The organism is Vibrio sp. Vb0937, assembly GCF_033338855.1.
The window spans coordinates 661454-673693 of record NZ_JAWOTK010000001.1; the positions used below are offsets into that span (position 1 = coordinate 661454).

Consider the following 12240-nt stretch of genomic DNA (forward strand, 5'->3'; position numbering starts at 1 on the left):
TACACTCAGTGTAAAGTAATGCATATAAAGCATGATGCATACAGTGTTGTACAAAAACAATTAAAGAAGATAAGAAATAAGTTGGCTTGAGAAGGACGGGGAATGAACAACGAATGCTTTGCTAGGTTCCGAGCTGTCACGGATGAACTGTCAATGAAAGAATCGTTGTCAGTTGGGAAAGACCCTTATGCTCACTATCTCAAAGATATTGTGGGGATTGATTTGTTGTCTCGTGAAGAGGAGTTGCATTACGCCAAACTTAATCGAGCTGGTGATGAAGAAGCGCGCGAAATGTTGATTGAGTCTAATCTTCGACTTGTTGTGAAAATCGCAAAAGGCTACCTCAAACGGCCAGGCAATAACTTTACTCTGCTCGATTTAATAGAAGAAGGTAATATTGGTTTGATAAAAGCGGTCGATAAGTTCGATCCTGAGCCAGGCTACCGTTTTTCTACTTATGCGGTATGGTGGATTCGCGAGAATATAGAAGCGGCATTAATGAACAATGGCCGCACGGTACGTTTACCTGCTCATGTGTGCAAAGAGATAAATAGCCTGGCTTTAAAAAAGCTCGATGCGTCAAAAAGTGAGAGCAAGGAGTTGTCTATTTCTGAACTCTCACGCCGCTCAGGGGTGAAAGCAGAGCGTATAGATGAACTTGTTGCGCTTAGTGGCTTTATTGATGTATCGACCACTGCGGACCTACATCGCGTTCCATTTGTTCTTGAACTGTGTGAAAGTGAGTATACGCCAGATCCACAACAAGACTGTGAAAATCAGTGTTTTACTCAAGCTATTGAAAATATTATTAAAACCTTGCCAACTAAGTTGCAGAAAGTCTTAATCCATCGATTCGGATTATTTGACCAGAGAGTGAAAACCTTGTCGGAAATAGGCCTGTTATTAAACGTATCTAACGAGCGTGTTCGTCAGATGCAGATAGAGGCGGTTGAACGCGTGCAGAAACGTCTCCGATTCGATGGTTGGGTTTAAGATTTTTAGCCCCTTATCCTAGCCGATTAATTTACTGGCTTGCTACTCTGTTCTTCCGTAAGTAACAGCAGCTCAAGCTGTGCTTTAGCTGCTGCCTCCAATCTCCATACACTCAATAATCGGTTAAGTGCTGCACGATAAGTACGACTTTTGAGTAAAAAAGCGATCGTACTTGTGTAGTTGTTTACGACTCGCGCTTGTGTCTCGACCAATGCGGTTTTGTTTTCGATGTCGATGTGTTGAAGGTTAAAGTCAGGAAGAAACGCACACTCATACCATACCTCTACAATTTCACGAATTTCGAGTTCTTCTTCAGGCACGTCGAAGTCTTGTAAATGGTAGTTTTCTGGTATTGTTGATAAATAAACCACATCCAATTTGTCTGCAACAAATGTATACATCGGATTCCTTAGTGTACGCGCTTACAGAGTAAATAGTCTCATCGTTTACATTTTTGTCAATGACCGTGCTCAAGTATGAATGATGAACCACACCACATTCCGAACTTAACTTAGACTTTTTAAGTACTTATCGGTTAACCCGAAATACTTCAGGTTGCCATCTGGCTCCAAGACTAAGCTCATATTGGATGTAGAGATCATGCCCGGATCATTCGTTGAGAAAATAACGGTCTTATTGAGTAGTTTGTCGCTAAATAACCGCTTGAAATAGTGGGAGTTTTCTTGCTCTGCACCATTAAATGGCTCGTCAATGATAATCAAAGATTGTTCGCAGTTGCCTAGCCCTAATGCGAGCCGCAGTCTTTGTTGAATACCATTTGGTAAACTTTTACAGATATCAACGCTCAATTGAGTGTCCAGGCCTTGTGGTAACCATGTATCGAGCTCAAAGAAACTCACCATTTCACGCATTTTTTCTGTTGGGATTAATCCATTATGCAAGATGAAGTTAGTCTCCAAGGAGCCTTCAAAAATATGCAGGTTAAACGGGATGTAGTTAATCGAGGTTCGATAGCGGTAACTGTTGAACTGTTTGATGTTATAACCGTCCACCGAAACTGAGCCTTGATAGCGTTCCTCTAGCCCAGCGATAATAGAGATGAGCGTCGTTTTACCGCAACCTGTTGGTCCACAAATCACGACTTTTGCGCCCGGTGGAATTTTAAAACCAAGATTAGTTAAGCCTGTTGCCGCACCACTATAACGATGGCTCACACCAGAGCCGACGATACTACCTTGAAAGAGGCGAATAGGGGGGCTTTTCTCTAACGTTAGCTTATCGTCATTCATCGCCATAAGGTTGTTGATTTGCGCAGAAGACGCCTTAATGGATTGGAACTTAGAAATAGAGTTGTAGATGCCCATAATAGGCCCCAACGCCTTCCAGACTAAAATTACGGTTGCAAGCATGGCACCAGCGTCAGACGTTCCATCCATTACACCAATAACCGCGGTCACGATACTTGCGGTACCTATCACCTGAATCAAACTGCCACCTGCGGCTTGAACCTTACTGTTGGTCACCGCAACGTTTTCAGCATCGTTGGTGCTTTGCATGTGTGAAGCACTGAAGCGAGATTGAATAACGCGCAACAGTGGCAAGCCTTGGATGGTTTTGATGCCGCGAAGAATCTCATTCCATTGGTAAGAAACCATGGCGTTAGCGCGAGAGCTCTTCGACGTGGCTTGTGAATAAATGTAACGAGAGTAAACACAGAATACCAACATCAGAATCAACCCCGCCATGACGACCAATGCAGCGGTTCCTGACATGATGGCAATCGCGACAATGAACACGATAACAAACGGCATGTCGAAGTAGCTCAAAGTTGACTCTGCCGTTACCAATCGGCGGAATGTGTCGATGTCTTTCAAACGCGCCAACTGAGAAGACACGCCAGCGGTGGATGTCATCGCATAAGGGAGCCATAAAAGCTTAGATATAACCGCTTGAGAAATGTGCACCGCCAAATCCTTACCTGACGTGGCAATGATGTTGACTCGCATTTTCTTAAAAAAGTATTCCGAAAATCCAACAATCACGGCAAACAACGTGAGCCAATAGAGCGTGGCTTGGGAGCTAGACGTCAATGCGAAGTTGTACACACTCATGATAAAGAAGGGTTGGAGCGCGCCCAAGATACTGATGACAAAGCTAAGAATAATCAGGCTTTTGAGTTCATTGTTGTAGCGATAGAACGCGTATTTAATCCAGTTACTGCGGTCTTGAGATTCTGGTGGCGGCTCTCGGAACAAGCGGGAGTATTCGCTGATCGAGACTAACAAACATGGCTTTTTGCAGAGCGGGTATTCAATGGTGTTGTTATTGGTGTAATCAAACAGGATCAGTTTGCCGTCTTTGGTGCCCAAGAAAATCGCAGTGAGGTTTTCTATCTCGATAAAACAAGGATGAGGGTGTCCCTCAATGTGCTCCAACGTTTTTAATTTGGTGACGTCGCAACGGTAACCAAGGCGTTCAATGGTGGCGATAAAACTGTCGCTGTCTTTTGGTTTAGGGATAAAAGCGTCGCTGAGGATAGAAGGTGTGCCTTCCCATTCAAGCGCTATGAGGGTGTAAGCTAAACCACGAATCAAAGGTGACTGATTGTATCGCTCGTCATAACTGCGAGCCTCAAAGTCCAACAAGCGCTGAGGGACATTATTAAAATCAACCAAAATACTCATTGGTCACCTCCGGTAAGTTTGACGCGTTTGAGGCGATGATTGAGTTTGTCCATCTTATTGCTGACAATGATGAGTATTTTGTCGTTGGCACGATACGCAGTACTGGTCAAAACCAATCGAGCAAAGTCGTCGTCATAAACACAGTCGATGTCGTCGAAGATCAACACACGTTTGTTCGCGAGTAAGGCACGCACCAACAACAAGGCATAAGCGACTTGGCGCGAAAATGGGTTGCGTAAATGTCCTTTAAGCTCGGTGTAAAAACCCGCGGGAAGGGCATCAATTTGTGCTTTGATGTTCATGGTTTCGCAAAGCGCAAATGCGGTGTTGTTTAAGCTCGGGCGGAAACAAGTCAAGTTGTCGATGATGGTCCCTTCGACGAACGAGCTGGTTTTGTCGACCATGAGCACGCTATTACGCCAGACGTTGTAGTTAACGTCATCAAGTGGAGTCTCGTTGATTTGGATATCGAGCTTACTGTCGGTGTTTTGCCGCGTAATGCAATTGGCGAGGTGGGTTTTGCCTGAGCCGCTTTTCCCCGTCAGCAAGTAAGCCTGACCACGTTCAAACTCGATGCGTTGCTTTTCCGAATACTTCACCGAGATGCGCTCGACTTCTGTCGTGTCATTTTGTTGTTCTACAGATGCAGCAAGCTCCAGCAGCTCAGCAATTCGTTGAATATGAAGCTTGTTCAACTCCCAGCGGCTCACCGTGCGCATCACTTGCTGGTATGGGGCGAAGTAGCGGTTGGTAAGCATGATGATGGCTGCCATGATGCCTTGGCTCGATTGCATGTTGATAACTGCCGTTGCCAAAACCACCACCACACAAGCAATGGAGAGCTGTTGTATGAGTGACAAGATAAGGCTGAAGTTTGATTCAATTTGCTCGTATTTGATGTTCTCGACTTCACGTTCTTCCACCATTTGTGTCATCAAGCTCTCAACGCGATATTCCATATTGCGTGCTTTGATATCGAGTGGGCTAGAGATGATCTCGATGATTTTCGAAGTGGTTAAGCCTTCGATGTCGGATTTGTTTTCTAGGCTGTTGATCTTTTGCTTGGAAAGGCTGAGTGCGAACACGGCCAAAACGATGGAGGCAAGTAAGATGGTCACCCCAGCCCAGATGTTGATCAGACCGATAATCAGAATGGTCAGTATACTGACTGCAAGGTTGATCAATGCCCGTACAGATTCTCCGCCAAAGAAGGATTTAATCTCTGGAATGATGGCAATACGCTCTAGGTATTCACCGGGTTCTAGACGACGAAACTTCGATATCTCAGCCAAACAGATGGATTGAAACACCTTGTTGGTTAAGTTGGTTTCGAACTGCTTCATGATCACCGACGAAATCTTCTCTTCCTGATTCTTTAAGTGATAGTCGAGGAAGATGGTGATCAAGATAATAGCAAACAGAAGAAACAGCGTGTCTTTGGCTTGGTTAGGTAAAACTCGGTCAAAAATAATCAGTATCGAAAAGGGCAGCACTAAACCAAACAGTGTTGAGATGACCGTTGAGAAAGTCAGGTAACATTTGTCAGCAAAGTTAATCTTTTGGGAAAAATGCTCAGTTTGCATTGCGACCTCCTTTCTTAATCGATGGTTTGGAGAGAAGGTGTTTTGGAACTAAGTCTTGATTGCTTCTGCCTTCGATATCGCTCATCAACTGCATGATGCTTTCGATAGATTGCACCGACAACATGCCTTTGATTTGTTCAAGATTGATCGATTCAATGATGTAGTCATAGCGCGCGCTCTCGTAATCACGTAGTGCGCTAAACAGTTTACTTTCCGCTGCCAGTAAGTCGGTAATGGTTCGCGTACCAAGCTGGTAAGCGCGTTGAATGCCTTTGTAGGAAGCGTAGTTGGCACGGATGATGTTCTCGTAACTGCTAATAGCGCGGGAGAAGTCATTAATGTTGAGTACCGAGGTGTTGACGCTATTGCGCGTAGTGAACAACGAATCTTGGTACAGTAGCTCCGTTCGCTCGATAGCCGTCGACGATTTTTGATAACCGTAGTAATCCGAACCGCCGGAGAAAATTGGCACATTCAAGTTTAAACCGACGCTGGTGGAATTACTGTCCCCTGTTGCGGTTGGGTCGGTTCGGTCAAAGTTGTTCGCATCGTCGTAACGGTAACTGGCAGAGAGCGATACGGTCGGAACGAAGTTTGAACCGCTTTCTTTCAAGCCTCTTCGGCTTCGCTCTACGGTCTTCTTCGCGACTAATAAGTCGTTATTTAGCTTCAAAGCTTGTTCAAGAATTGCGCGTTGTTCGGATTCGCTGATTTCCGCCAAGGGCACGCTTTCGTAGATGTCCTGCGATGGAGTGACTGGGTATTGAACTTGAATCTCTAAACCGTTCAAAATCACACGTCGGTCTTTCTCTAAGGTTCTTAAGCGATTGGCAATGCCTTCTTTCTGAGCAATCACCTCATACAACTCGCTCGCCGCAGTGTTGCCAAGCTCCACATTGCGACGCATTTGGCGCTCACGTGTTTCAGACGATTTAAGTTCTACTTGGGTGGCTTTGATTTGCGCGTTGTTTTTGAGGTATTCGAAATATTGCGTCGCGATTTCAGAAATGGTGCTCTGGATTTTGTTCTCGTGTTTGATTTCTTCAATGTTGAAATCAAGCTTCGCGGTGCCGTATTTAAAGATGTCACCAAGGTTAAACACCGATTGGGATAAAGACACACTGTAGCTGTTCGAGTTGTAGCTAGAACGTGTATCCGGTGTTCCCGTTAATATGGTTTCGTTTTCATTCCATGTGGTATCAGCAGCACCGTTTAAAGAGGGTAGAAACTTAGAACGGCTAATGTCGATGTTGTATTCGTTTTCTTCCACGCCTTTGTCACTAGCGCGCAGAGATAAATTGTTTTCCAAGCCGAGTTTGACCGCCTCAAGCAAGGTGGTCGCCATTGCCGAAGGAGCATTGCTCAATGTAAGCGCTGCCAATACGCAGCTAGTTAAGTTTCTGTACCGCCACATACTTGTTGATCACCTTGATGATTTCGTCGTTTTTATAAGGTTTGCTGATCACGTAATCCATTCCAGCTTCGATACAAGCTTGGTGTTCATTACTGCTGGTCAATGCTGTCGCGCCTATGATGGTGCAAGGGTTTTGTCCGCTCTCTTGTTCGTATTGTCGAATGCGTTTGGTTGCTTCAATACCGCCCATGCCAGGCATGATGCAGTCCATAAAAATGATGTCCGAGCGCTGATTCATGAAGTGCTGAACAGCGTCTGCGCCATCGCCAACGGTGTCGGCTTCGTATTCTTGCTTGCTCAAAATACGTTTGAGTAGAATCTGTTGAACACGGTCATCTTCCACAATCAGGAATGAGCTGTTCTCCATCTGATCTTCTGAGGCTTCCGCTTCCATGATTGCTAAAAGATTGGGGATAAACTCATACGGAATCGCAGGGGAGTTCAGAATCTTGTCGACAAAGGTATGGCTCTCTTGCGCTTGCTGAGTGCTAGTGACCGAGAGCAGCAACTTGGTGTTCGGGTGATTGCGCAGTTGCGATTTCACCGTTTTGCTCAGTGAGGGCAGCTTGTTTGGCTCGAACGTGTCGGTCAGCATGATGGCATCGTATTCGCCAAAGGTTTTTGCCGCAGAGAAGAGTTCGTTCGGCGTTCGAATTGGCGTAATCTCTAAGCCCAAGTTGACTAACATTTTGCTCATCACATCAATGCGCAGCTGAGAGTTGGCACACAGTAATAGGCGCTTATTGTCGAAGCGAGTTTTCTCGGTGTGGAAGCTTTTGGCTTTCAAATCGAGCTGAATTTGAAAACGTTCCTGATTGCCCGATTGATACCAATGGCTCTCGTAATAGCCATAATCTTTCAACACGCTTTTCGCCAAATCGTCTTTGGTTGCAGTGTGCTGTTTATGGTCGCTCCAGTGTAGGGTATTGAGCTTGGCAAGCGGCACATCCAGCGTGGTTAAGAAGTTTAGATTGATGGTCAGGCGGGTATTTTCAATGTCTGACGCCGCACCTGATTCAATGGTGACAAACAGTTTCTTGTCGGCTTTGAGTTGGATGGCATTTGATAGCTGAAGGAACAACACCCAGAATAAGCTGGTGGATTGTCCTTCAACACGGTTTGGTAAGTTATCTGAGATAAAGCAGTCTAGCTCACCTTCATTTCGCTGCACTTTTGAACTGATGTGAATCATCAATTCAGACAGTACATTCAGCAGTGAAAACTCTTTCGATTTGCTCTCGGTCCCTTGTGAAATGAGTCGGTTGTAGTTCTCTGCCAATTCAGACAGGGTATTGGCAGCCGAGGTTATGTCTTGCGCCATCAACACGCCGCTCTCATCGGTCTCTTGAACGAGATATTGCACGCCGCCGTTAATGGTGTTGGTGATGCCACGAATCTCGTAACCAATCAGAGCATAGAGCTGCTTGTAGAGATCGTTATTGCGTTTTTGTTCTTCGAGTTTGCTGAAAATCAGTTTTAGGTGAGAGTAGATCTGACGCTGCTTCGGATTGATGCTCACTTCATTCAGCAACTCTTCCAACCTTTGTAAATCCAGTTGTTTGAGCTCTTGATAAAGCTCATCGAATTCTTGGTCAATGTCACGCTCATTCGAGCTGGATTTTTTCAGCTTAAGGATTGCCACCAAGTTCGATAGCACTGCGATACCAACCAGTACGACAACGACCACAAACAACCAAATGAAGAACTCGTTTTTCTCCATCATTAGGTCGCTCGCATGGTTGTTAAATATGGTCCGGTAGTTGTCGTCCATTTGTAGGTAGTTATTGGTGAGCGAGAGGTACAGTGCCAACACATCGTCGCGTGTTTTTTGGCTGTCTGAGAAGCGATTGATTGCCAGTTCAAGCTGCGTGTATTCGGTCGCGCCCACCAAGCTAAACTCGGTTTTGTTGAGTGACGCGAGCGACTTAAATTGGTCAATTTCGTCTTTCAGAACCTCAAAATCAAGCTCTGTTGTACTGCAATAACGTGCGCTTAAACAGCGTTGAAGCGTTTGAATATCAAACTCGATAGTTTGGTTGAGCTGTTGAGCTTGAACCAAAAGAGGCGCGTTTTGCACTTTCTCGACTGAATCCACTTTGTCCCAAGAGATATACAAATAAAAGGCGAGGGCAGCCAGCATCAAGCTGAAAGCAATGCTTAGGCGCATAACAGGAACGGAAATATTGTAAGAAGGCTTGCTACTCATCCATCACCTCTCATCGAATGCGTCTTCGATAGCCGACATAACCGGCTTCGCTGCGTATTCGATAACCCGGCGTGAACCTGTTTTCACGTCTGCGGTAAACTCCATATAAGGGGACAGCTTGTATTGTGTACCTCCGCGCTCTAGATAGTTTTGACTGATTTGGATTTCCGCGAGGTAGAATTCAGCGTCTTCTTCTTCATAAGAAGAACGGCTGATCGATGCAATTCGACCTTCCAAAAATCCGTATTTGGCAAAGTTGTAGGTATCCATCTTCACTTTGACCGCTTGTCCGATTTCTACAAAACCCATGTCTTTACGCGGGATCTTCGCCTCTCCATGAAGGGCGTTATTGATCGGTGCAATGTCCGCGATGCTTTCACCTGGCGGTATCACAGCGGAGCGGAAATTGAAGTGCACTTTATCTACTACACCGTCAATAGGGGCGTAAACCACGAGGCGATCCACTTTATCTGAGTGTTGAGGACGTAATATACGTTTCAACTTTAAGTCCTTGTTTGCTTGAATGATTTGTGCTTGATACTCGGCATTACGATTCTCCACCAAGTCTCGGTACTGCTTCTCTAGTTTGTCGAGTTGGAAGCGCTCATTCATGACCGACTCATCAAGGTTTTCAATCTCACGCACCATGTTTGACTCTTGAACCTGCATATTCAGAACATCGACGTAAGACGCCATTTCCTCTTTGTACAAGGTGTTCTTGATATTGAGCTGCTTGCGTATCAAGGAGAGCTGGTTCTCGGAGCTTTTACGGCGCTTGAGCATTGAATCAATAAGCGAATTCTTATGTTGGATATCGTGAGTGATCAACTCTTCATTGGAACGGTTTTTAGAAAATTCTTGCTGCCAGGTATTCATGTTGACTTGCACTAATTCTGGGTACTTTTCGATGTAGGCAGAAAAATCGGGTTCCACCATATCGCGCAGGCTTTCGTAACGAATCTTGTCTAGCTCAAGCTGAATGATCTCTGTGTTTACCGTATCAAGTTGAGTGTTTCTATCCAGAGAGCGAAGGCGTGCAATAGGTTGACCTTCATAAACCACTTCGCCTTTGCGCACTAGCATTTCTTCTAGAATACCGCCTTCAAGGTGTTGCACTTTTTCGATGTCAGATTCGAGCAATAGCTCACCGCGCACCGACACCACAATGTCGATACGAGCCTGAGATGCCACGGCGATAGCCACCATGGAAAGCAAAAAGATAACCAGCAAGGTTTTGTGTACGCTGGTCATTGCACTGGCTAGCACGATTGTATCGTCTGCTGTTACCTTCGAAGCTTCGTTGTTCGAAACGAGCGCCTTTTTGAGGTGATGTTCTATTTGCTTATTACTCATGAGCCACCCCTACGATTCACTACCAGTGCGGCTATCGATTGAATTTTCGATTTTTAACAGCTGGCTAATTTGTTTGTTTACGTTGTTAAGCTCGGTTTTAACGTCCTCAATCAATTCATTAGGAGCAGGGAAATGGTGTTTGTTTAAGTGTTCAAGCTTTGCCAATTTTGGTGGTAAGTCGTCATCACATAACAAGACGAGAATGGTCTTTAGTCTTTTTGAATAACATCTGAGTGCTTCAAAACGGTTTTGTTTATGCAGCATCTCAATATCAATCCCTGCGTCACTGAAATCTTGGTAAAAATCGCCTAATAGCAATTGCAGCCCTTTATGGCTGTTGTCGACTGAGCGCAACAGATTTGTCATATTTATCATTATCCCACCGCACTAATTGCTTTAATGACAACAAGTAAGGATCTTTATACTGGGTTTTCAAATTTTTTTGTTTTTATGGAACTCGAAAGGTATGAAAAAAGTTGTATAAAAAAGTTGGTTTCTAAAAATGGTGTCCTTTACTGCCTCTAAGTACGATCAGTTAGCTAAAAGCAACGGAGGCTGTAATGGCAGGCGACACTAATCAAGAAAAAGACAATGAAAAGCTTAACGATGCGGTAGAGCAAACAGAAACGAAGGATACGGGGACAAAAGAAGAAAAACAGCAGTCGACCGTCTCTTCGACTGTAGCGACCGGTGCTGAAAGTGCAGATGCTGTTGATGAAGCCAATCGTGCGATGGAAGAAAATCCTAGTGGCGCGGGTACGGAAGAAGAAGCAGTGAGCTCGGGTGGCGCAGTTCAAGAAGAGGATACTGAAAGTAGCAGCGACTCTGACGCTGCACAATCCAATGTTGTTGATAGTGTAGCTTCTAGCGGAGAATCAGGTGACGAGGCTCTGGGCAGCGGTGGTTCGGATTCTGGGGCGGGTGCCCAAGCGGTCGGTGGTGGTGATGCCTCTGGCTCTGAAGGTGGTTCGGACGCAGAAGGCAATGAAGCGCAAGGACAAGCGGTACAAACTTCATCTGCGCCAAGTGCTTCTTCAGACTCTGAAGGTTCTCAAGGTGGTGACGAGCTAGATTCAGAAACCACTGAAGAGAGCTTCGCGGTGGATGTACAAGACACCAGCGAAGAAACCACGACGCAAGTAGAAGACGATTTCGACTCCGAAACTACGAGCGAGACGTTCCAAATTAAAGTCGAAGGTGAAAATGACGCGCCAGAAGTAGGGCAAGATCTGGCATACATCATGGATGAAGATGGCACTATTACCTTCACTCAAGAACAACTTCTCGGGTACGCGAGTGATGTTGATGGCGATGATCTTGCCGCATTTAACGTGCAAGTGGGTGCTAATGCATCAGTTGTGGATAATGGTGATGGCACTTATACCGTCACACCTGAAGCTGATTTTAATGGTGAACTCGACTTAACGTTTGATATCAGTGATGGTCAAGAAACCATTTCTAGTTCGATTGATTTAACTGTTCGTCCAATCAATGACGCACCAGTGCCGGAAGATAAAACCTTTGAGGTGGAAGAAGACGGCACGCTGATCTTCACCGATGCTGACCTGCTTGCTGGTGCAACGGATATTGAAGGCGATAACCTCACAGTTGAAGGCGTGAGCTACGACGGTGGCGACGGCATCCTGACCGACAACGGTAACGGGACTTACACTTTTGCGCCAAATGAAAACTTCAACGGTGATGTAAACTTCAGCTTCGACGTGTCTGATGGCACAGATACAGTTTCAGCGAATGTAGATGTGAGCGTTACGCCGGTGAATGATCCTCCTGTGGCTGGTTCAACGTCTTACACGGTTCACGAAGACAACTCTATTACCATTTCTGATGCGCAGCTGTTGGCAAACTCTTCGGATTTAGAAGGGGATGTCTCGATAGATAGCGTGAGCTACTCTGGCAGCGATGGTGTGTTGCAAATCAATGGTGACGGTACGTACACCTTCTCTCCAAATGAAAACTTTAATGGTGAAGTGACGCTTGATGTTGTCGTCGCTGATGAAGAAGGCGCAACGGATGTCACCACTGCCG

At 45.4% G+C, this 12240-nt stretch carries 8 protein-coding genes and 1 pseudogene; 2 read left to right on the forward strand and 7 right to left on the reverse strand.

Annotation, left to right across the window (positions count from 1 at the left end; translation table 11 throughout):
* Positions 1-102 precede the first annotated feature (102 nt).
* On the forward strand, positions 103-993 hold the full coding sequence (locus R7P67_RS03005) for an RNA polymerase sigma factor RpoD/SigA (protein ID WP_318085865.1): 891 nt from the start codon (positions 103-105) through the stop codon (positions 991-993).
* Positions 994-1019: 26 nt separating this feature from the next.
* Here R7P67_RS03005 and R7P67_RS03010 read toward each other — a convergent pair whose 3' ends face one another.
* The 7 genes from R7P67_RS03010 to R7P67_RS03040 all read right to left on the reverse strand — a co-directional run bounded on the left by R7P67_RS03010 (position 1020) and on the right by R7P67_RS03040 (position 10572).
* Positions 1020-1394, reverse strand: a complete 375-nt coding sequence (locus R7P67_RS03010) for a hypothetical protein (RefSeq protein ID WP_262652947.1) — start codon at positions 1392-1394, stop codon at positions 1020-1022.
* 105 nt (positions 1395-1499) lie between these two features.
* Positions 1500-3638: an ATP-binding cassette domain-containing protein gene (locus R7P67_RS03015; protein WP_213987601.1), complete on the reverse strand. Its 2139-nt coding sequence runs from the start codon at positions 3636-3638 to the stop codon at positions 1500-1502.
* Positions 3635-5221: an ATP-binding cassette domain-containing protein gene (locus R7P67_RS03020; protein WP_318085866.1), complete on the reverse strand. Its 1587-nt coding sequence runs from the start codon at positions 5219-5221 to the stop codon at positions 3635-3637. Before R7P67_RS03020 ends, R7P67_RS03015 begins: the two co-directional genes overlap by 4 nt.
* Complete coding sequence (locus tag R7P67_RS03025) at positions 5211-6635, reverse strand: TolC family protein (RefSeq protein WP_262652952.1); 1425 nt, start codon at positions 6633-6635, stop codon at positions 5211-5213. Before R7P67_RS03025 ends, R7P67_RS03020 begins: the two co-directional genes overlap by 11 nt.
* Positions 6610-8841, reverse strand: a complete 2232-nt coding sequence (locus R7P67_RS03030) for a response regulator (protein WP_054577120.1) — start codon at positions 8839-8841, stop codon at positions 6610-6612. The genes R7P67_RS03025 and R7P67_RS03030 overlap by 26 nt, the downstream gene beginning before the upstream one ends.
* 3 nt (positions 8842-8844) lie before the next feature.
* Positions 8845-10194: an HlyD family type I secretion periplasmic adaptor subunit gene (locus tag R7P67_RS03035; RefSeq protein ID WP_033906830.1), complete on the reverse strand. Its 1350-nt coding sequence runs from the start codon at positions 10192-10194 to the stop codon at positions 8845-8847.
* A 9-nt stretch (positions 10195-10203) separates the two neighbouring features.
* Positions 10204-10572: a hypothetical protein gene (locus R7P67_RS03040; protein WP_031777210.1), complete on the reverse strand. Its 369-nt coding sequence runs from the start codon at positions 10570-10572 to the stop codon at positions 10204-10206.
* A gap of 353 nt (positions 10573-10925) precedes the next feature.
* Between R7P67_RS03040 and R7P67_RS26790 the strand changes: the two are divergent.
* A pseudogene (locus R7P67_RS26790) lies at positions 10926-12230 on the forward strand (cadherin-like domain-containing protein); the annotation flags it as partial.
* Positions 12231-12240: the final 10 nt, after the last annotated feature.